Source organism: Paenibacillus ginsengihumi DSM 21568 (genome assembly GCF_000380965.1).
In the GTDB taxonomy this organism is placed as follows: Bacteria; Bacillota; Bacilli; order Paenibacillales; family NBRC-103111; genus Paenibacillus_G; species Paenibacillus_G ginsengihumi.
On the sequence record NZ_KB905576.1, the window covers coordinates 34,943 to 55,997 of the forward strand.

20 protein-coding genes are annotated in these 21,055 nt (G+C 59.1%); 18 read left to right on the forward strand and 2 right to left on the reverse strand.

Going from position 1 to position 21,055, the window contains the following annotated elements; translation table 11 throughout:
* The first annotated feature begins 131 nt into the window (after nt 1–131).
* The 12 genes from F591_RS0115185 to dgoD all read left to right on the forward strand — a co-directional run bounded on the left by F591_RS0115185 (nt 132) and on the right by dgoD (nt 12,538).
* Nucleotides 132–452: a hypothetical protein gene (locus F591_RS0115185; protein WP_019535474.1), complete on the forward strand. Its 321-nt coding sequence runs from the start codon at nt 132–134 to the stop codon at nt 450–452.
* 294 nt (nt 453–746) lie between these two features.
* The gene (locus F591_RS0115190; protein ID WP_026326643.1) at nt 747–1,646 is read left to right on the forward strand and encodes a helix-turn-helix domain-containing protein; all 900 of its coding nucleotides are present in this window, start codon (nt 747–749) and stop codon (nt 1,644–1,646) included.
* Nucleotides 1,647–1,865: 219 nt separating this feature from the next.
* The gene (locus tag F591_RS0115195; RefSeq protein ID WP_245581053.1) at nt 1,866–3,461 is read left to right on the forward strand and encodes an extracellular solute-binding protein; all 1,596 of its coding nucleotides are present in this window, start codon (nt 1,866–1,868) and stop codon (nt 3,459–3,461) included.
* A gap of 15 nt (nt 3,462–3,476) precedes the next feature.
* Nucleotides 3,477–4,460, forward strand: a complete 984-nt coding sequence (locus F591_RS0115200; RefSeq protein WP_019535477.1) for an ABC transporter permease — start codon at nt 3,477–3,479, stop codon at nt 4,458–4,460.
* Between the two features lie 99 nt (nt 4,461–4,559).
* Nucleotides 4,560–5,444, forward strand: coding sequence for a carbohydrate ABC transporter permease (locus F591_RS0115205; protein ID WP_019535478.1), 885 nt, complete (start codon nt 4,560–4,562; stop codon nt 5,442–5,444).
* A gap of 130 nt (nt 5,445–5,574) precedes the next feature.
* The gene (locus F591_RS0115210; RefSeq protein ID WP_019535479.1) at nt 5,575–6,006 is read left to right on the forward strand and encodes an RrF2 family transcriptional regulator; all 432 of its coding nucleotides are present in this window, start codon (nt 5,575–5,577) and stop codon (nt 6,004–6,006) included.
* A 203-nt stretch (nt 6,007–6,209) separates the two neighbouring features.
* Nucleotides 6,210–6,545 carry a thioredoxin gene (trxA, locus tag F591_RS0115215; RefSeq protein WP_425414360.1) on the forward strand — a complete coding sequence of 112 codons (336 nt, stop codon included), beginning with the start codon at nt 6,210–6,212 and terminating at the stop codon, nt 6,543–6,545.
* A 27-nt stretch (nt 6,546–6,572) separates the two neighbouring features.
* On the forward strand, nt 6,573–7,193 hold the full coding sequence (locus tag F591_RS28220; protein WP_342665596.1) for a DODA-type extradiol aromatic ring-opening family dioxygenase: 621 nt from the start codon (nt 6,573–6,575) through the stop codon (nt 7,191–7,193).
* A gap of 277 nt (nt 7,194–7,470) precedes the next feature.
* Nucleotides 7,471–8,322 (forward strand): sugar phosphate isomerase/epimerase family protein, encoded by an 852-nt coding sequence (locus tag F591_RS0115225; RefSeq protein ID WP_019535481.1) that lies wholly within the window; start codon nt 7,471–7,473, stop codon nt 8,320–8,322.
* 947 nt (nt 8,323–9,269) lie between these two features.
* Nucleotides 9,270–10,391: a DUF3048 domain-containing protein gene (locus tag F591_RS0115235; RefSeq protein ID WP_019535483.1), complete on the forward strand. Its 1,122-nt coding sequence runs from the start codon at nt 9,270–9,272 to the stop codon at nt 10,389–10,391.
* Nucleotides 10,392–10,649: 258 nt separating this feature from the next.
* Nucleotides 10,650–11,369 (forward strand): FadR/GntR family transcriptional regulator, encoded by a 720-nt coding sequence (locus F591_RS0115240; RefSeq protein ID WP_245581054.1) that lies wholly within the window; start codon nt 10,650–10,652, stop codon nt 11,367–11,369.
* 17 nt (nt 11,370–11,386) lie between these two features.
* On the forward strand, nt 11,387–12,538 hold the full coding sequence (dgoD, locus tag F591_RS0115245; protein ID WP_019535485.1) for a galactonate dehydratase: 1,152 nt from the start codon (nt 11,387–11,389) through the stop codon (nt 12,536–12,538).
* Nucleotides 12,539–12,857: 319 nt separating this feature from the next.
* Here dgoD and F591_RS0115255 read toward each other — a convergent pair whose 3' ends face one another.
* The gene (locus F591_RS0115255; protein ID WP_019535487.1) at nt 12,858–13,535 is read right to left on the reverse strand and encodes an LrgB family protein; all 678 of its coding nucleotides are present in this window, start codon (nt 13,533–13,535) and stop codon (nt 12,858–12,860) included.
* Entirely contained in the window at nt 13,535–13,906 is a 372-nt protein-coding gene (locus tag F591_RS0115260) for a CidA/LrgA family protein (protein WP_019535488.1), read from the reverse strand. The genes F591_RS0115255 and F591_RS0115260 overlap by 1 nt, the downstream gene beginning before the upstream one ends.
* A gap of 705 nt (nt 13,907–14,611) precedes the next feature.
* On the opposite strand from F591_RS0115260, the gene F591_RS0115270 reads away from it, so the two are divergent.
* The 6 genes from F591_RS0115270 to F591_RS32045 all read left to right on the forward strand — a co-directional run bounded on the left by F591_RS0115270 (nt 14,612) and on the right by F591_RS32045 (nt 20,954).
* On the forward strand, nt 14,612–15,538 hold the full coding sequence (locus F591_RS0115270) for a LysR family transcriptional regulator (RefSeq protein WP_019535490.1): 927 nt from the start codon (nt 14,612–14,614) through the stop codon (nt 15,536–15,538).
* A gap of 107 nt (nt 15,539–15,645) precedes the next feature.
* Nucleotides 15,646–16,515, forward strand: a complete 870-nt coding sequence (locus tag F591_RS0115275; protein ID WP_019535491.1) for an ATP-binding cassette domain-containing protein — start codon at nt 15,646–15,648, stop codon at nt 16,513–16,515.
* Entirely contained in the window at nt 16,484–18,652 is a 2,169-nt protein-coding gene (locus F591_RS0115280; RefSeq protein ID WP_156829591.1) for a hypothetical protein, read from the forward strand. Before F591_RS0115275 ends, F591_RS0115280 begins: the two co-directional genes overlap by 32 nt.
* Before the next feature lies 1 nt (nt 18,653).
* Nucleotides 18,654–19,241: an RNA polymerase sigma factor gene (locus F591_RS28225; RefSeq protein WP_019535493.1), complete on the forward strand. Its 588-nt coding sequence runs from the start codon at nt 18,654–18,656 to the stop codon at nt 19,239–19,241.
* The gene (locus F591_RS32040) at nt 19,225–20,088 is read left to right on the forward strand and encodes a hypothetical protein (RefSeq protein WP_019535494.1); all 864 of its coding nucleotides are present in this window, start codon (nt 19,225–19,227) and stop codon (nt 20,086–20,088) included. The genes F591_RS28225 and F591_RS32040 overlap by 17 nt, the downstream gene beginning before the upstream one ends.
* Nucleotides 20,085–20,954: an ATP-binding cassette domain-containing protein gene (locus tag F591_RS32045; protein WP_019535495.1), complete on the forward strand. Its 870-nt coding sequence runs from the start codon at nt 20,085–20,087 to the stop codon at nt 20,952–20,954. Before F591_RS32040 ends, F591_RS32045 begins: the two co-directional genes overlap by 4 nt.
* Nucleotides 20,955–21,055 lie beyond the last annotated feature (101 nt).

The following is a 21,055-nucleotide window of genomic DNA, read 5'->3' on the forward strand; positions in this document are numbered from 1 at the left end:
CTTGGCGGAATGGGGCCGCCTTTTGGCATCATTTTACCTCCGAATAAACAAGATAGCGATCATCCAAAATAGAATGGGCGCCATGCGTCCAACGGCGTCCAACTACGCGATCCTAAGGAGGACTTCAAGCGATGCACCAACTTACTCAGCAAATCAATCAATGCGAGCAAACGATCCACCAGCTGATCCAGCAAACGCAGCAAGCGAGCGCGCAGTATCAGCAGATGCTGCAGCAGGAGCAGCAAAACGCGCAGCAGTTGGACATGCTGGCTCAGCGCGAGCGTCAGGCGGTCCAAATGATTCAAATGGCGCTGCAAGGGCATCAAGTGGCGATTCAAAAAATGGAGCAGTGCATCCAAATGTGCCGTCAGCTTGAGCATTCCGTGGCGCAATTCGGCATGGCCGGAATCAATCAACAGCAAACCTACGCCCGCGGCAGCATGTATCAATAACCCTTTCATCGTATCGCATCAAAAAATCGGTCTTGACGATCGCAGTCAGGACCGATTTTTCTCATCTCTTGTAGCGCCCTCATCGGTGCAGCCGATATTCTCCCGAGCAAGATGACAGGTTACGGCAGGAGAATAAAGCAACGACCGGGGATATGGCCGAATCCGCAAGATTGTTGGCCGGATTGTCTTGATCCCGATCCGCGTTATCATGTATGCTGATATTAATACGACTTTTCCGATCGGGATATTTAATCCCAGCCGCTAACCGAAGCTGCTTTAGGGGGTCTCATGACGATGCAGATCAAATACTTCTCAGGCTACCAGCGGGACGGAAGCCAGGTCCTAGTACAGCGATCGTCGCACGGCCAGCATAATTTGTTTGAGGAGCATGCGCACGACTTTATCGAATTGGTTTATGTAGTGCACGGCAAAGGAAGGCACCGAATCAATCGGGATGAATATGAGGTCCGGCCCGGAGATGTTTTTGCCATCATGCCGGGGGAGAGCCATGCGTTCCCCGACGTGAAGGAATATAGCCTGGAACTTGTCAATTGTCTGTTTCAGCGGGAAACCATCGCGCCGTATTTGCCTGCCGAGCCGGGGGCGCTGCTGGAGCTGTCCTATATACAGCCCTTCTATCGGGCCGCCGCTCGCATGCCGCGCAGGCTGTCGCTCACTTCCGGGGAGTCGACGGAAGTGTTGACTCAACTGGAGGATATGATCTGCGAAGGGAAGGAGGGCGGAGCCGGCGCACAGCTCATCGTCAGGCATCTATTAATCAACATGCTAATCCGCCTCTCCCGCATTTATCGCATGCAGCAGGCTCCGGCACGGCCGAAGAAGCCGCTTTCCGTCGGACATGACATTTTGGTCCGCAATATCTGCAAGTATCTTGAACACAATTTCCATCAGAAAATGACAACGGCCGAGCTGGCCAAGCGCTTTTCGATCAGCCCGCGGCATCTGCACCGCGTCTTCCGGCAGGAGACCGGCAAGAGCATCACGACGGCATTGCAGCACATCCGCATCGAACGGGCCAAGCATATGCTCACCGTCACGAACCGCAGCGTGGACGCGATCGCAACGGCCGTAGGCTTTGCCGATACGTCGTTTTTCAACCGGCTGTTCACGCGTCTGGTGGGCTGCTCCCCGAGCGGCTACCGCAAGCAGGGGAAGCAAAGAAGCATATCGTAAATCAATATCGGATTGAATCGAGCCGTCTAATTCCATTTCGCCGAAATGGAATATAGACGGCTTTTTGCGTAAGCGGTTCAACCTTGACATAAGGCAGAATCCGTCCGATTTATGGCGCGATCGGACAAAACGCGAGGAGTTTTCTGCGTTATGATGATAACATTAAACCAACAAAACCAAGACGCATACTTGGTTAAAACGGATAGGAGAAGGATATCCATGACTGCAGAAAACCATCGTATGTACAGGTCCTCCCCGCCGGGCGCGCTGACGACAACAAGACGGGCTCGCGCTGGCGCCGCGCTGGCGCTCAGTGCTGTGCTGTTGACGCTCAGCGCCTGCGGCGGCGGGGCTGCACCGGTGTCCGGCGGCGCAACCGCAACCGGCGATGCAGGAGGCGACAAGCAGGATGCGCCATTGGAAGTCAGCATCATGACGCTGACGCCCAGCACGCCTCCAGCCGCCGACGACAATGTGCTGAAACGGGAGATCGAGAAGCGTACGAATACGAAGCTGACGATCAACTGGATTTCTAACAATGCGTATGAGGAAAAATTGAATATTACGCTCGCCTCCGGCCAAATCCCGGATTTGACGGTCATCAAGGACCCGTTCGGCACCACCTTCCGGACGCTGGTCAGGCAGGGGGCGTTCTGGGATATTACCCCTTATATCAAGGATTATCCGAATTTGCAGCAGGGCATCCCCGAAGTCGCCTGGGAGCTGACGAAGCAGGAGGACGGCCGAAATTACGGCATTCCCCGCGGACGGGACGCGGGCGATGTGTCCTTCCTGATTTTGCGCAAGGATTGGCTGGATCAGCTGGGGCTAAAGCCCCCGACGACGACCGATGAGCTGTACGAGGTGCTCAAGGCGTTTAAGGAGCAGGATCCGGACGGCAACGGCAAGGACGATACGTTCGGCCTGTCCGTGCCTTTCGATTCGCTGTCGGGCGCCTTCCAGCAAATTTTCACGGGAGTCACCGGCTCCTGGAAACTGGAGGATAACAAGCTGGTCTATGCGCCGTTCCTGCCGGAAACGCGTCAGTCACTGGAGTATTTGGCCAAGCTGTACAAGGAGAAGCTGCTGCCGGAGGACCAACTGGTGCTGAAGCTTTCGCAGGCTCGCGATTATTACAAGGGCAACAGGGCCGGAGGGGTCATCGACAAGACCGGCACCGGTCCGAACGTCTTTGCGCCGGAGCTGAAGAAGATCGTTCCGTCTTACAAGCAGTCCGATTTCTACCCGCTCGTCTCGATGAACGGCTACGTGCAGAAAGGAACCGGCTTTGACGGCATCCTGGCCATTCCGAAGACCGTGCCTGAGGAGAAGCTGAAAGGGATATTGAAGCTGGTGGACGCCTGGTTATCACCTGAGGTATCCGCGGTACAAAGGTTCGGACTCGAAGGGGTGCATCACACGGTGCAAAACGGCGTCAAGGTGGTCGATCCCGAGAAGCTGAGGGCCGATAACGCCTCCGATTTCAATCAGATCGTCAACTCGATCGATCCGGCGCTGGAGTCGCCGCCGGCCAATGACGAGCTGAAGGCATTTAACGAACAGAAGCAGCAGGTGCAGGCGGAGCGGGCCAAAATCAGCAGGCCGGACGTTGGCGTCGGATTGTACTCGGAAACGGCGCAGAAGGTGCTGCCGGATCTGGAGAAGCGCATCGCCGATCTGAAGGCGAAGATCGTTATCGGCCGAGAGCCGCTGTCCGCGTGGGACGACTTTGTGGCCAAGACGCAGAGCGAACCGCAGTTCATCAAGATGACGGAAGAAATTACAAACGCTTATCTGAAACGCAGCGGCAAATAATAACGGAGGTGCCATATGGAGCGTTCGGACCCTGCCTACCGAAATGAATGGAGCAACGACGTCAAGTCCAAGACGCCTCCCCACAGGTCTTATCCGCGTCGGCTGATGCGGGATTTGTGCCGCGATCCGTATTTGTACCTGCTTGCGCTGCCGGGCATTCTCTTCTTTCTGGTGTTTAAATATGTCCCGATGTGGGGAGTCGTCATCGCTTTTCAGGACTATTCCCCCTTCGCGGGGATTTCCGGCAGTCCGTGGGTCGGACTGGAGCATTTTCGCACTTTCTTCGAGACGCCGGATTTTTGGCTGCTGTTTCGCAATACGATGGCGATCAATGTGCTGAATCTCGTCTTCTTTTTTCCGATGCCGATTGTGATCGCGTTAATGCTGAATGAGCTGCACAGCGCCTTGTACAAGCGGTTTGTGCAGTCGGTGCTGTACTTGCCGCATTTCCTGTCCTGGGTCATCATTGCCGGTCTGACGTTCATGCTGCTGGGTAAGGGCGAAGGGCTGGTCAATCATTTGCTGGAGGCGGCGGGACGGGAGCGCATCGACTTTCTGACTAATCCCGACACGTTCTGGCTGCTGGTGACGCTGCAGTCGATGTGGAAGGAAGCGGGCTGGGGCACCATTGTGTTTCTGGCCGCGATTGCCGGCGTCGATCCGCAAGTTTACGAGGCGGCGCGCATGGACGGAGCCGGGCGCCTCAGGCAGATGTGGCATGTCACGCTGCCCGCCATTCGGAACGTCATATGCATCCTGCTCATTCTGCGGCTCGGCGACATTATGGATGTCGGGTTTGAGCAAATTTTTCTGATGTACAATGGGGCAGTGTCGGAGGTCGCCGAGGTGTTCGACACCTATGTTTATCGGATCGGCATCCAGCGCGGAGAGTTCAGCTACAGCACCGCAATCGGGCTGTTCAAGTCGGTAGTCGGGCTTATTCTGGTGCTGCTGGCCAACAAGCTGGCGAAGAAGCTGGGGCAGGACGGCATTTTTTGAAGTATCAGCGTCAGCGCGAGTATGGACTCTAGTGGAGTCTAATGGGGCTCAGTGGGATCTGGCCTCACTTAACAAGGCGCGGAACGGGAGGGAGACAGCATGGGACGATCGTTAACAAGCGCCGGGATTGCGGACCGGCTGTTCCAAGGATTCAATGTCGCGGTGCTGGGGCTGCTCGCCCTGGTCACCTGTTTTCCGTTTTATTATGTGCTGGTGGTGTCGCTGACCGATCCGGCCGAATTTTTGCAGAAGCGGTGGGTGCTGTTCCCCGATAACTGGAGCTTGGCCGCCTATCAGTATTTGCTGTCGACCAAGGCGTTCATGCGTTCCGTCGGCAACAGCGCCTATCTGGCAACGGTAGGCACCGCCTGCTCGCTGATCGTTACTTCGGCGCTTGCATATGCGCTGTCCAGACGGCGGATGCGCGGCCGGCGCCTGATCATGCTGCTTGTGCTGCTGACGATCCTGTTCAGCCCCGGCATTATTCCCGCCTATATGCTGGTGCGCCATCTGGGTTTGATCGACAGCACTTGGGCGCTTATTTTGCCGGGGCTGGCAAACGGCTGGAGCGTCCTGCTGATGAAGGCGTTCTTCGACAGCATCCCCGCCGAATTGGACGAATCGGCTGCTATGGACGGCAGCAATGACATCCGCACCTTTGCGTCGATCATCCTGCCGCTTTCGCTGCCGGCGCTGGCCGCCTTCGGGTTGTTTTACGCCGTCGGCTACTGGAACCAGTTCTTCTCCGCGCTCATTTATTTGAACGATTCGGCAAAGTGGCCGATTCAGGTGCTGCTGCGCAATATGCTGATCGACGCGACCAACACGGATCTGGAGGCGTATGACGTCTCCACGCAGCCTCCGCCGTCGGAGATGCTGAAGATGGCGGCGGTCATGATCGCGACGATACCGGTCATTCTGGTGTATCCGTTCCTGCAAAAGCATTTCGCCAAAGGGGCGATGGTCGGCTCCGTCAAAGGCTGAAGATCCTTTTCGACAGTTAGGAGCCGATTCAGGGGTCCATACATCTCTCCACCGGAAGCAGCCCCATTGACAGGGGTAACTGTAATTACTATAATAACAGTAAGCAGGAAAAACAACGGGAGGACTTGCGGTGAACAGTGAATTCACGATCGCGGTGCACAGTCTGGTGCTGCTCGCTTATAAACCGGATCATATGGCGACTAGCGAGGAGATCGCCCGCAACGTATGCACCCATCCCGCCCGCGTGCGCAAGGTGATGAGTTCGCTCCGCAAATCGGGCTATGTGGAAGCCAAGGAAGGGACCGGTGGGGGCTTTATGCTCTCGTCCAGACCCGAAGAGGTGACGCTGGCCGATCTGTATATGGAAACCTCGTACGGCTCGATCAAGCCGACCTGGTGCTCCGGCGACGACAGCCAGGAATGCATGGTCGCCGGCAATATGGCGGCGGTGATGGGGGCGGTGTTCTCCGAGGCAGAGGCTCATCTGATCGATTACTTGCGGCAAATTACCGTAAGCGGGATGCTGGAAAGGGTGCGCGCCGCGCAGGCGGAGAAAAGGTGACCGGCGGCTGGTGCTCTTTTTTTACGTTGCAGAAAAAATTTGACTTTGCTAAAGCGATCAAGCGAAGTGCGACTTTCTGTAGCAAGAAAAACAACCGCTGAACCGCGGTCGTTCATCCTTGAGTAGACGTCGACAGACGTTTTTCTTAGGGTTGAACTGTTACCCGAGTTGTCTCAGTTTCATGCTCTGCATCAAACAAACGTATAATAGAAAGGATGATGGCGATGGCAATCATCAATGTCAGCGACGCGAATTTCGAGCAAACGGTTAAAGAAGGTGTCGTTCTGGTCGATTTCTGGGCTCCGTGGTGCGGTCCTTGCAAAATGATCGCTCCCGTGCTCGAGGAGCTGAGCGTCAAATACGGCGACAAGCTGACGATCGCCAAGGTGAACGTGGACGACAATCCCGAATCGGCTGCCCGCTACGGCGTCATGAGCATTCCTACGCTGAAGCTGTTCAAGAACGGCGAAGAAGTCGGCACGCAGGTGGGCTTCAGACCGTCTCAGGAATTGAGCGCGCTGGTTGAACCGCATCTGTAAGCATCGATATTCCGAGGGGGGAACCCGGTGACCGCATCCGCACTGCCCGCATTGTTCCTGGCGCACGGAGCGCCGACGCTCGCGACCGAGCAGCACGATTACGCCGCGTGGCTCCGAAAGCTCGGCGGCATCCTGCCCAGACCTGAAGCGGTGGTCGTGTTCAGCGCTTATTGGTCTTCGCCGGTGCAGCGCATCGGCTGCGCGGATACGTATGAGACGCTGCACGATTTCTTCGGGTTCCCCGCCCATTTGTACCGGCTGCAATATCCGGCCTCGGGAGACTCGTCTCTCGCCAGGCGCATCCGCAGCCTGCTGGCCGCGGACGGAATCGCCAGCGAGCTCGACGGAAGCCGCGGCCTCGATCACGGGGCTTGGGGGCCGCTGATGCTGATGTATCCCGACGCGGATATACCGGTCGTCGCCATGTCCGTGAACCCGGCGCTCGTTGCCGAGGAGCATTACCGCATCGGCCGGTCGCTCGGCAGGCTGAGGCGCGAGCGTGCTGATCGTCGGCAGCGGCGGATCGGTGTGCAATATGGAGAAGCTGGATTGGAAAAGCCTTCATGTCCGAAGTTGGGCGCTGGACTTCGACCGCTGGCTGGCCCGGCATCTGGAGACATGGAACACGGAGCACCTGTTTCGGTATGAGACGCTGGCTCCCTTCGCCCGTGAAGCGGTGCCTCATCCGGAGCAGCTCGCCCCGCTGCTGATCGCCATGGGGAGCGCAGACGGTGGCAGACGCCTGGCCAAATTGCTGCACCGTCAATATTTGTGGGGGACACTGAGCCTGAGCGGTTGGCTGTTCGGGTAATTTTTTGCGCTTATTTGTAAGCGTTTTATGTTCACGTGAACATTTTTCTGGCTATGGCTGGAAGGGGCTGTTATAATCGGTCTGTAGAGCAAATTACGGACTGGAGGAATCGGCATGAAATTATCCGTTTTTACCGTCGTGACGCCCGACCTGACCCCGGAACAGATGGCCGCCGCCGCGCAAGCCGCCGGGTTGGACGGCATCGAATGGCGCTTCAAGGAGGTCCCCGAGGAAGTGAAGGGAGAGAAGCCGTCCTTCTGGCGCAACAATCGCTGCTCCATCGATCCGCAAGCGAGCGACGAGGAGATCGCCCGCTTCGACCGCGCCGCCAAGAATCACGAGCTTGTCAGTTTGTCCGTAACGCCTTATTTGACGGCCGGGGATATCGAAGGCACCGAGCGGGTGCTGCAGGTGGCCCAAAAGCTAAGCGCTTCCATGATCCGCGTCGGAGTGCCGGGCTATAACCGGACGCAAAACTACAACGACCTGTTCGACGTTGCGGTCCGGTATTTGGATGCGGTGGAGCCGCTGGCCAAGCGGTACGGCATCCGCTGCCTCGTGGAAACCCACCATCACACGATTACCCCCAGCGCCGGGCTGGCTCACCGGCTGGTCAGCCGCTATAACCCGGAGCATATCGGCGTGCTGTTCGATCCGGGCAATATGATTCACGAAGGCTACGAAAACTTCCGGATGGGGCTGGAGCTGCTCGGTCCTTACCTGGCTCATGTGCATATCAAGAACACCGGGTGGCGAAAAGGCGAACTGCGCGAGGACGGCTCCCAAGGCTGGGTATCGTATTGGGAACCGATTGCCGAGGGCATTGTGAACTGGAAGCAGGTGATCGACGATCTGAAATCGGTCGGCTACGACGGCTATATCGGTGTCGAAGACTTCAGCGGCAAGTATGAATCGGCGGAGCTGCTCTCGCAATTTGCGCAGCAAGTCCGCAGTTGGCTGGATTGAGCGGCGTTGGATGAGTAAGTGGCCAAACGGCTGAAGATTGGCGCGGCAGAAAAAGGCGGCATAAGAGCTTAGAAATGGCGGTGGAGGAGTGAACTTCCTGATACCGCCATTTCTTTGTTTCGCATGATTTTTGATCCGCTGAATTATCCATCAAGCAAGTAAATCTACTTTTGGGACAGCCCCATTATTTACTGGAAAGTTACGTAATCTTGATCAGCAACTGACCAGAATTGTGGAACATTATTGGTCCAGGATGCCCCAACTGTAAAGCCACCGGGGGGTGATATCCGATTGTCAAACCTGTGAGCGAGGTTGAAACTTCATTCCATGTACCTGGAGCAAGTCATCATCGTAGCAATCGATGCGGCCAAGCTCCGCCAAAAAGCCTTGATATGCAATTATTTCGATTCCATCATTGAAAAAAACTTTTTTTCGGTGAGCGATTAGGATATGAAATTTTTTTGCCGCAAAATCGAGCAAGCTGTTGCTGCCACGGAGGCTGTACGCTTATTCCCAGGCGTCGAGGCCACAGGCCATTACTATGAAGGCATCGTCTGCGAAATGGAAAATGTAACAAAATCCGCAGCGCACTGCCAGTTTATGGCATTGTTTGCAGAGTTGCCATTCCATTTTGACAAAAGATGTGAGAAAATGACAACTGGGCCATCTAGGCCGCGAAGCGATTTCCGGCTGTTCGGATGCATAGTGAGAAGGGCGCTAGCCGGTTTTGCGGCCTGTTGGATACAGCCTGCTGTGAGCCGGCAGCGGCGGGGGCCGAAGCTTTTTTCGGCCTGATGATTCTATTTTGCGCAGGGCAAAATATAGATTAATAGACACTTATGACGAGTGCCCCCCTCGTCATCGGTCGTCGCCTTCGGTGTTGAAAGTTTGCCGATAAGCTTCGTCGAATTTTCAAGATAGTCGCACAAGAAGAGGTGATTTCGTTCATGAAACAAACGCGCTGGCAGAAGATAAGGAGTTGGCTGCGCCGAAGGGGACTTCCCGCGGCGCTGGCCGGCTGCCTGGCGTTGGCGCTGGCTGGCTGCGGGGCCAAGCCGGCTGCGTCGCCGCCCGCGGAGCCGGTCCCGCCCGTCGTGCAGCCTGATCCGGAGCCCCCTAAGCCTCCGGAGCCTCGTTATTTTGCGCCGTTGACCGGCGAAGGCTTGCAGGAAAAGGTAGAGTACCGCCCCATCATGGTCATGATCAACAATCATCCTGCAGCAAGGCCGCAGAGCGGCTTGACCCAGGCGGATATCCTGTTCGAGGTGCTGGCGGAGGGGGAAGTGACCCGCCTCGTCGCCTTGTTCCAAAGCCGCGATTTCGACGACCCGATCGGTCCGGTGCGCAGTATTCGGCCTTATTTTATCGAGATCGGCAAAAGCTTCGGCGCGATTCAGGCGCATGCGGGCGGCAGCCCGGACGGTTATGAAAAGATCCGCAAGGAAAAAATCGAGGCGCTGGACGAGATTACGATGGCAAGTAGCTCTTATTGGCGGGAAAGCTTCCGCAAGGCGCCGCACAACCTGTACACCAATCTGGACAAGCTGCGGACCGGCGCCGAAAACCGCGGCTACGATACGAAGGCGCCGGTAACCGAGACGCCCGTGTTTTCGTTCGCGCGGACGGCCCGGGGGGAAGCGGTCAGCGCGGCGGCGCAGCCGTCGACGCCGGTATCCCGCGCGGACATTACGTTCCTGCTGCAAAGCTACAAAGTATCTTACGAGTGGGATGAAGAGAAGGGCGTATATGGCCGCCTGGTCAATGACAAGCCGCATCAGGACATGGACAACGACGAGCAGCTTACTGCCGCCAACGTCATTATTATGGGCGCCCGGCATCGCGTTCTGGACAGCGAAGGGCGGCGCGACGTGAAGCTGACCGGCAGCGGCCCAGCCTGGATTTTGCAGGACGGCAAGGCTGTTCAGGGGCAGTGGCAGCGGGAGAACAGCGGCGCCAAGTTCCGGTTTGAGACGGATGGGAAAGAGGCGAAGCTGGCCCCGGGGCAAACGCATATTATGATCGTGCCGCTGGACCCGTCGTTCGAGGAACATATCACAATGACGCCATGAATGGAGCCGGATTTCGGCCGTGAGCCCGGACGGGGCGTACATAAGTCGGACAGCAGCATAAGCCCGTACGATAACCGGAGTTGAGGAAAAAGCCTCCTCCGGTTTTTTGCTGCCTAGAAATTGTTCCAAAAAATGAATTTGACTATTCAAAACATATGATGAATATGATAAATTAAAAATATCATCAGATGATTATGTAGCGAATTCATCTTCAATATTCTGGCATTTGGAGGATGAACGCCGCCTGCAAGGAGGAATTTGTCGCAACTCACCATGAGCAAAAAGCTGACTTATGAAACCGTTTACGAGGAAATCAAGCGGAAAATTCAAACAGGCGTCTGGCGCTCCGGCGACCGTCTTCCGCCGCTGGAGCAGTTGGCGGAAGAGCTGGGCGTCGGCGTTTCCTCGGTGCGCGAGGCGGTCAGGGTGCTCGGCAAGCAAAAAATTTTGCGCATCGAGCAGGGCCGAGGCACGTATGTGGAGGACGATCTGAGCGAACAGCCGCAGGACCGGCTCGCTTTCCTTGAGCAGGCCACCATGCTGCAGCTGACCGAGGCGAGGCTCATCATCGAGCCGGAGCTGGCCTCGCTGGCCGCCGAGAAGGCGACGCCGGAGGAGGTCGAGGCGATTGTCGGGACGGCGGAGGCGATGAAGCGGAAGGTGGAGCGCCGGCAAGATTTTTTCAAGGAGGACGTGCTGTTCCATGAGCTGATCGCCAAGGCGTCGCACAACGAAATCATGCAGCAAATGCTGGCGCTCATTGGCGATCTGCTGACAGACAGCCGCAGGCGCTCCATGAAATGGCCGGGAATGGACGAGAAGGCTTCGGCGTACCACCATCTGATCGCCCGGGCGATCGCAGAGCGCAATCCGACGCAGGCGCGGACGCTGATGCGCAGCCATTTGGAGGATATGAAGGCCGCGTTCGAGCGGGAATTCGCGGACAGCGAACATGGAAACGGCAAGCAAACGACGTAAACAGGGGAGAGGACAACATGGCGAAAATACGTTCGATGGAGTGCTTTAAGGTGCCGCCGCGCTGGCTGTTTCTGAAGGTGACGACGGACGACGGCATAGCCGGCTGGGGGGAGCCGATCGTGGAGGGCAAGGCCGATACGGTGGCGGCTGCGGTCGAGGAGATGAGCGATTTTCTCATCGGCAAGGAAGCGGGGCATATCGAAGACTTGTGGCAGGTGCTGTACCGCGGCGGCTTCTACCGCGGGGGCCCGGTGCTGACCAGCGCGATCTCCGGGATCGAGCAGGCGCTGTGGGACATTAAGGGGAAACGGCTCGGCGTTCCCGTGTACGAGCTGCTCGGCGGCCCGGTGCGCGACAAGATGCGCGTGTACGCCTGGATTGGCGGCGACAAGCCGTCCGAGGTGGCCGAGGAAGCCAAGGCGAAGATGGCCGAAGGCTACACCGCAGTCAAGATGAACGGCACCGCCGAGATGGAATGGATCGATACGCCGCAGAAGGTAATGGAAGCGGTGGAGCGGCTCTCCGCCGTGCGCGAGGCAATCGGCTGGGACAAGGGCATCGGCGTCGATCTGCACGGCCGTGTCCACAAGACGATGGCGAAGGCGCTGATCAAGGAGATGGAGCCGCTGCGCCCGATGTTCATCGAGGAGCCGGTGCTGCCGGAGAACAACGAGGCGATACTCGAGATCGCCAAAGGCTCCAGCGTGCCGATCGCCACCGGCGAGCGGATGTATACGCGCTGGAATTTCAAAGGGCTGCTGGCGCAGGGCGGCGTCGACATTATCCAGCCGGACCTCAGCCATGCGGGAGGCATTTGGGAGGTGCGCAAAATCGCCGCCATGGCGGAGGCGTTCGACGTCGCCGTCGCGCCGCACTGCCCGCTCGGGCCGATCGCGCTGGCCGCTTCGCTGCAGCTCGATTTTTGCACGCCGAACGCCTTCATACAGGAGCAGAGCCTGGGCATTCATTACAATCAAGGCTCCGACCTGCTCGATTATTTGCAGGACCCGGCGGTGTTCCATTATGAGGACGGCTTTGTACGCCGCCTGACCGCTCCGGGGCTGGGCATCGAGATCAACGAGGCCAAGGTGCGCGAGATGGCCGCCGCCGGCCACCGCTGGCGCAACCCGGTGTGGCGCAACGCCGACGGCTCGGTGACGGAGTGGTAACGGAGTGCTAAAGGATAGGGGCGTTAGGGGGCATCCTCATGAGGGGGGATGACGTAACGGATGACGTGTTTGATTCGCGGACGATTGACATCCTTATGAGGGCGGGGGGACGGCCCTTTTGTACGGAGGTGATCGGATATGCTAAGGGGCTTCCTCATGCAGCCGGAAGGGCGGACGGGCACCGGCACCGGCTTAGCCGGACTCTGCGCAAAGGTTGCCGGGCGCACGGGCGCAAGCGGTGAAAGGGGGCGCGACGAAAAAGGGCGAGCTCGTCTCGACTGCGCCTGAAATGCCTCCGCCCCGGTGCGGCGGCCCGATCTTATCCGAACAAGTCCAAAATCCACGGAGCCGTCACCAGCGTGAAGAAGGCGGTCAGGATCATCGCGATGCTCGAGATCGATCCGGCCGCGGCTCCGAACTCGAACGCTTTGGACGTCCCCGCCGTATGCGCGCTCGTGCCGAACAGCACGCCGCGGGCGATGTCGCCGCGAATCTTAAGCAGGCGGATCACCGCCGGGCCGATCATCATGCCGAGCAGTCCGGTCATCAGCACGAACAAGGCCGTCATCGCCGGCAATCCCCCGCTCATGCCCGCGATGGCGAGCGCAATCGGGGTGGTGGCGGAGCGGGGAGCGAGGCTGTCGACGATCTCCGCGCTCAGCCCCAGTTCCCGGGCGAGCCACACCGACGAGACGACGGCGGCCGTCGATCCGGCCAAGACGCTGACGCCGATGGAGAGCGCATGCTTTTTCAGAAGATGGGCATTCTTGTATAAAGGCACCGCCAGCGCTACGGTCGCCGGCCCGATCATGTCGCTGAGCCAGCGGGTTCCGGCATTATAGGTTTCGTAAGGAATGCCGCTCCACAGCAGGATGGCGATCACGGCGACCGGCGTGACCAGCAGCGGCGACAGGATGATGACCGGGCGGAGGCGGTACAGCCGCTTGATAGCCCAATAAATGGCGATGGTCATAAGCAGACAGGCGATAGCCAGCATCAGGACCGCTCCCCCTTTCTAACCCTTGCCAATCGTTCCGTCAGCAGCCCCGAGCACGCCATGACGACGACAGTGCTGCATACGATCACGAGCAAAATGCGCAGCCCGCTATCGAGCAGCAGTTCCTTATATTGAATCATGCCTGCCGCGGGCGGAATGAAGAACAGCAGCATCTCAGCAAGCAGCCACTTGGCCCCGAGATCGATCCATTCGAGCTTCAAAATTTTCAGCTGCAGCAGCGCGAACACGAGCCCGATCCCCAGAATGCTCCCCGGTATTTTCCAATGCAGCCAATCCGCGAGACGATTCATCAGTAGCGATACGAGAATAAAAAACAGCACTTGCCCTAAGCTTTTAATCAAGTTAACCATCGTTGATGACACCTCTTGATAAAAAAGTGTACACGAACTTTTTTCATTGGTACAATGAATATATCGAATGATTTACATGCCTTTTGTCTATAGATGGCCAAGACGAGAGCTTTCTTGCGCCATCGGTCGTTGGCTTCGGTGTTGAAATTTTGCCAGTGTATACCGCCAAATTTTCAAGATCGCCTCCCAGGGCACATGAGGCGACAAATCCTGCAAAAAATACAGTATTTTCGCCCTCTTTGCACTAGAAAAGGGTAATGTTGCATTTTGTGCAACAATTTGGGCGCGTTCGGCTATCCAATCCGGGAACATCTCCGGAAATGCTGCACATTTTACAACATTGGGCCGTCAATAGGTTGCTTGTCCTGTTGTTGTTGTACAAAATACCATCGATTTGAAATTGTAACGCTAGTGAGCGGTCTTATTTGGCATGTTTGGCTGCCAGATTCAGCGTTTCTGGCCAAATAGCGTTACTCCGTTTCGTTACATTTTGAAAAAGGCACGATACAGCAAAATAGCGTTGGTCACTTGCATTAGAAATTCGGAAGCTTTCAGTGGAAGCGTAGGAAGGAATAGCTCAGGAAGGAGTAGCACGGGAAGGAGCGGCGCAGGAAGGAATAGCTCAGGAAGGAACAGCACGGGAAGGAGCGGCGTAGGAAGGAGCAGCGCGGGGAAAAGTAACTCATAGAAAGAGAGACGGTAACGATGGAAATTCGGCATTTGCAATACGTGTTGGAGTTGGCCCGCCACCGCAGCTTCACCAAGGCGGCCGAAGCTCTGCACATTACTCAGCCGACCCTCAGCAAAGCGATCAAAAATCTCGAGGAGGAGCTCGGCGTCGAGCTGTTCGCGCGCATCGGCAAACGCGTGGAATTGACCGAGGCTGGTAAGGTCATCTGGAACCAGGGGCAGAACATCCTTCATTCGTTCCACAATTTGACGACCGAGCTGAGCGATCTGACGAATCTGAACAAAGGAACGATCCGCATCGGGCTGCCTCCCATGGTCGGCTCCAGCTTTTTTCCCGGCGTGATGAGCCGGTTTCGCGAGCGCTATCCGGGCCTGGCCATCCACCTGGTGGAAGAAGGCTCGAAAAAGCTGGAGAAAGCCGTGGCCGAAGGGGAGCTCGATATGGCCGTCGTGCTGCTGCCGACGAATGAGGACGTGTTCGAGACGTACTCGATCGTGCAGGAGGAGCTGAGAGTCATCGTGCCGGTCAATCATCCGCTGGCCGCGCGGCGGCAGGTAGCGCTGAAGGAGCTGGCGGCGGAGCCGTTTATTTTGTTTCGCGAGGATTTTGCCCTGCACGGCATTTTGATCGAGAAGTGCAACCGGGCCGGCTTTCAGCCCGAGGTGCTGTATCAAAGCTCGCAATGGGATTTTATCCGCGAAATGGCGGCGGCCGGCCTTGGCCTTGCCCTGCTCCCCGAGACGATCTGCCGCTCGCTCGACCTTGCCCGGGCGCGACCGCTGCGTCTGGTCGATCCGGTCATACCGTGGCATCTGGCGATGATTTGGCGAAAAAACAGCTATTTGTCCATCGCCGCGCGGGAATGGATTCGTTTTACCCAAAGCCTGTTCCCGGACAAAGCCAGGACCGAGGGGAAGAAGTCCAGGGCCCAAAGGGAATAATTGCAAACTTTTTTTCGGTCCCCGCGCCGACTTTTTGCTGCCCCGCTGCGTCTTCATTCATAGAAATGCAGGCGAAGCTGCAAGACGGCAAAGGAAGGAACCGAACTATGCTATCGATTCGGGACGTGAGTTTGTATTATAAAAGCACCGGCTGGGCGCTCGGCAGCGTCAATTTGTCGGTTGGCAGCGGCATATTCGGCCTGCTGGGCCCAAGCGGAGCCGGCAAAACGACGCTGATGCGCATCTTGGCCGCGCTGCTGCGCCCGACGGCGGGCGAGCTGGAGCTGGACGGCGTCTCGTTCCGGCGCCCGGAAGCGGTTCGCAGGCGGATCGGCTATTTGCCGCAGGCGTACCAGCTGTACGGGCAGCTCACGGCCGCCGAATTGCTGGAGCATATCGGGGCGATGAAAGGGCTCCGCGGCCGCCCGCTCAAGGAAGAGGCACGCAGGCTGCTCGAGGAGGTTCGGCTGGCCGAGCGGGCGGATAACAAGGTGCAGTCGTTCTCCAGCGGCATGAAGCGGCGGCTCGGCCTGGCGCAGGCTATGCTCGGCGATCCGCGGCTCGTCGTGCTCGACGAGCCGACGGCCGGGCTGGACCCGGAGGAGCGGGTCCGCTTCAGCCATTGGCTGGCCCGCTCCAGCGCCGGGCGCATCGTCGTGATGTCGACGCAGATCGTCGCCGATATCGAAAGCTGCTGCCAGTCGGCGGCGGTCATCAAGAATGGCCGCATCGCCATGGCCGGCTCGCTGCGCCAAGTGGCGGAGGCGGCGAAGGGGCGCGTCTGGGAGTGGGAGGTTGCGGAGCGGCAGCTCGCCAGCCTGGACTCCCGGCACATCGTAAGCTCCGAGCGCACGGAGCGGGGAACCGTCTTATGCCGGCTGCTGTCGGAGGGCTGTCCGGGGGAAGGAGCGCGGCTGGCAGAACCCTCCTTGGAGGAAGGGTATCTTGCCGTCATGTGCGGTGAGCGGCATGATTAAGTGGCGGATGCAGTTTCGGCTGGAATCCCGCCTGCTGTTCGGATTTCCCTTGCTGTGGGCGCTGCCGCCGCTCTACGGGCTGTGGTTCGCCAGCGCGCTCACGGGGCTGCCGGGCGATGAATCCCAGGATTTGTATGTGTACGCTTACGGATTTCATACCGTGCAGCATACGCTCAGCCTCGGTCTGGCGATGCTGCTCGGCATTGTGCTGGTGCGCCGCGATACGCATCGGCCCGGCTTCGAGTGGACGGCCAGCCTGCCGGTCTCGGCGGCGATTCCCGTCACGGCGAAGTATGCGACCGCCTGGATCTATATGAACACCTTCACCGCGGCGATGGCGGCGGTCTATGCGGCGCTGGCGCTGCAGCGCGGGATGCCGTGGAGCGCCGCGGCGGAAGAAACGGCTTTTTTCGCCGCGCAATACGCCTCATCTTATACGGTGACCTTGGCGCTCGGCATGGCGCTGGCCGTAGGGATTCCGAGCCGCATCAGCTATTTGATCGGATTTTGCGCCTGGATGTTCGGCACGTTTTTTCTGGATCAGTTCGTTATCACCGCATCGGGCTACTACGTGCTGAAAACTTTTCATTTGAACCAATTTATGCTCGATTCGCCGCTGGACAATCCGGTCTGGGGACCGTTTCTGGCGGAGCGGGAGCTGCGGCTGTCCCGCCGGTTCGTCATCTCCTTCGCCGCGCTGCTGCTGATCCTGTGCGTCTGGCTGCTGTCGCGAAAGCGGCCGAGCGCATCGGCCGGACGCTGGGCCGCCGCCGCGGCTGCCGGAGTGCTGGTCAGCGCCGCGCTGTTCGCTCCGTACGCCATGCTGTGGCAGGAGCGGATGGCCGGCGCGGAGCGGCGGGAGGCCGGGCAGCCCGCCCAGCCGCTGCCGCAGGGCGCGGCTTCCGCGGCCAGGTTCGCCGTCGCCGAGTATGACATCGAGCTGAGCCGCGAGGCGGACGACCGCCTCCTGGCAAGAGCGACGATGAAGCTGCCGGCAGAGGCGGCGGGCGGACAAGCGAAGCTGCACTTCACCTTGAACCGCGGGTTGTCCGTCCGCAGCCTGCAGGTGGACGGGGAGGAAGCGCTCTGGACCAGGGAAGGGGAGCGCCTGACGGTGCTGCTGTCCGGGACGGTTCGCCGGCAAGAGGGCTTCATGCTGACGGTGGCGTACGAAGGAAGAATATTCGACTGGGCGCAGGTCGAGCGGACGAGGGAGACGGCCACCGCTTTCGCTGCCGGGAAGTTCGTCTATCTTCCGCCCGCGGCAGCCTGGTACCCGTTGCCCGGCCCGCCGGAAGCCTACGGCGACCGGTATGCCGCCGCCGGAGCGTTGGAAACGGCCGCAAGCGAGCCTTGGTTCACCGTACGGCTGAGCGGGTTTCCCGGCAAAATGTACTCTACGCTGGAGCCTGCCGGCGAGACGGCCGCCTCCGCGCCGATCCGCTCGTTCCATGGGCAGGCTGCGGGCGCTTACCTGGTGGCGGGCCGCTTGATCGAGGTGCGCGTACCGGAGACGGATGCGGCCATTGTCACGGCGCCTTCGAATCAGGGGGAAGCCGAGAGGTTTTTGCGGGCTTACGCCGAAGCGACTCGTTATTTCGACGAATGGATCGAGCCGCCCCTCCCGGGAATCCGCCGCATTTTCTATTTTCCGCTGCGCGACGTGTCGGAGACGGCCGGGCATGAGCAGCTGCTCATCGGCCGCAGCTATATCATCGGCGAATCGAGGCATCATAATCTGGACGCATTTCAGCTCGCCGAGGTCGTCTCGGCCTCCCTGTTCGGCGACAGGAAGATGGGCCGCAGCCTCGAGAATCGGCAGGGAGAGCCGCCATCGTACGTGTTTGAAATCAGAAACGCCTTCTTCCGGCTGTACGAGGCCGAGCAGGGGGATGCGCGCGAACGGGGAGCGCTCGTGCCGCGATTCACGCCCGGGTCAGGCGGCAGCGGCGAGGATTCGATCGCCGCTTTTGTGGAGCGGCAGATCGCCGAAGGCCGGCATGAGCGGCTAAAAAGGGCCTTGAACGCTTTTTACCGGGAAGGATTGGGTGTGCGGGACTCGTTGGAGCGGGAGATCTACCCGATCATCTCGGCTCAAGACTGGTACCGGGTATGGGAGGAGGCAAAGGAGGGGTAAGATGGTCACAGACGAGCAGTTGGCCGAACGGATGGCCGAAGGCGACCAGGTGGCGTTCGAGATGTTCGTGCACCGCTATCACGGGCCGCTGCTGAGCTACCTGGACCGCATGCTGCGCAACCCGCAGAAGGCGGAGGACTTCGTGCAGGAGACGTTCGTGCGCCTGATTCGCCAGCTAAGGCGCGGGCCGGTTCCCGAGAAGCTGAAGCCGTGGATCTACCGCGTCGCCAAAAATCTTTGCTTCGATTACTGGCGAAGCGCGGAGAGCCGCTCGAACGTGCTGATCTCAGGTACGCTGCCCGACCGGGCGGACCCGCTGTCCTCCGTGGTGGACATCTACGAGCGGCAGGAGACGCGCAAGGAGCTGCTGCAGGCTTTGGACAGCTTGTCAGAGGCGCAGCGCGCGATCGTGATCCTGCGTTTTTTCCAGGATCTGAAGCTGCAGGACATTGCGGAAGTGATGGATATGTCGCTGTCTGCCGTGAAGTCGAGCCTGTATCAATCGCTGAAAAAGCTTAAGCGCCGGTACGACGCCTCTTCCGGCGAACCTTCAGGCAAAGGAGATGCCGCACATGCAACAAAAAGATAATACGGTTCCCTACGTGAGCGATGCCGAGCTGGAGGAGCTGGAGACGGAGCTGCGCGGGAAGCTGTCGAAATACGTGACGCGAACCCCGACCATGGAGGACACGCAGCGGCTCATTCTGAATCTGCAATCCGAATTCATGCAGCTCGGGGAGCAGGACAAAACGCTTGCGGAGCTGCGATCGCTGCCGCTGCGGAAGGCGTCCCTGATCGGCCAATGCGTCCAGCAGGCGCGCATCTACGGCAAGCCGTTCTGGCTGATCAGCGCCCTGGCGGTAGGCATGATGACGCTGCTCAGCAGCGGCAGCGTCCATCCGGCTTACGGCTTCACCGACGCCTTCTCGCTGGTGTTGCCGATATTCCTGCTGGCCGCCGTCGTGTACACGTTCCGCACCTGGAATCCCGAGATGCGCATGGTCGAGAGCGTCACTCCGTTCCCTCCGGCGCTGCTGCTGCTCAGCCGTCTGCTGGTGGTGACCGGCATGATCGTCGCCTTCGGTTTGGCCGGCACTTTATTTCTGAAGCTGACGGGCCTGACGTTTCCCTCCGGCGCCTTCCTGCTCAATTGGCTGAGCGGCGTGCTGTTCATCAGCGGGATTCTCGCGTCCCTTACGTTTCGGCGCGGCATTCGCACCGGCCTGATCGCTTCCGTCATCGTGTGGGCGGTCATGCAAGGAATGGGGCAGCTGCTCGGGCGCAAGCTGTTCGCCTTCCCCTGGCTTATGGGCACGATTCAGCTGGCGCTCTTGGCCATCGGCCTGGTGCTGCTCTTCGTCTCGTACCGGGCCAGCCTGCGCGGCGCCTGGGGCTGGGACGCCGGCGCTCCCCGCGGCAGGAGGCAGGTCGGATGATATCGCTTCGCCATACGATCGTCGGCAGCGGCCGCTTCCAACTGAGCGTCGAGTCGCTCGATCTGCCTGTCGGCATGACGCTGCTGGTCGGCCGCAACGGGGCGGGCAAGTCGACGCTGCTGCGGCTGTTGGCCACAGCGATACCGCCGGACGGCGGCAGCATTGAATACGCCGGGCGGCGGGTATCGACCGATCTGCCGCTCATTCGCCGCAACATCGGGTATTTGCCGACGGGACTTGAGCTGTACGAGGAGATGTCGCCGCGCAAGCTGCTGCGCTATATGTGCTCGCTGAAAGGGATCGAGGAGCCCGGCGAGCCGGAGCTATGGCTGGAGAAGCTGCGGTTCGGCGGCAATCCCGATCATCCGATCCGCACCTTGTCGCAAGGGCAGAAGCAGCTCATCGGCATCGCCCAGGCTTGCCTCGGCTCGCCGCCGTTTCTGCTGCTCGACGAGCCGCTCGGCGGTCTGGACCGTTGGGAGCAGAAGCAGGTCATACATGAGCTGGCGCTGCTGTCCCAGCGCAGCGTCGTCGTGGTGGCCACGCACGAACTGAACGATTGGAGCCATGCCGCCGACCGGCTCCTGTGGCTTGACGAAGGCGTGGTGCGCTTCTACGGATCGGCCCGCATGTGGGTCAGCGGGCTGAAGAGCAAGGTGTGGAGCGGCACGCTGCCTGCCGCTGCGCTCGCCGGGCTTGACGAGGAACGGCTCCTGTTCTGCCGGGTGCATGAGGAGCGGCAGGAGGCGGAAATCCGCTGGATCGGCGAGCCCCCGCCGGACGGAATCGGCAGTGAAGCGGAAATGACGCTGGAGGATGCGTATTTTATCCGGCGGTATGCGTTGTCCCGCCTGGGGCGAGGGTAACGATTCGCTGCCGCGTGACGGCCGTTTGCCCCTCGAAATGTGGCTTGTGGAAAATATTTACATAGACAAAACCCCTCTTTTCCGGCTATAACTACTCTTAG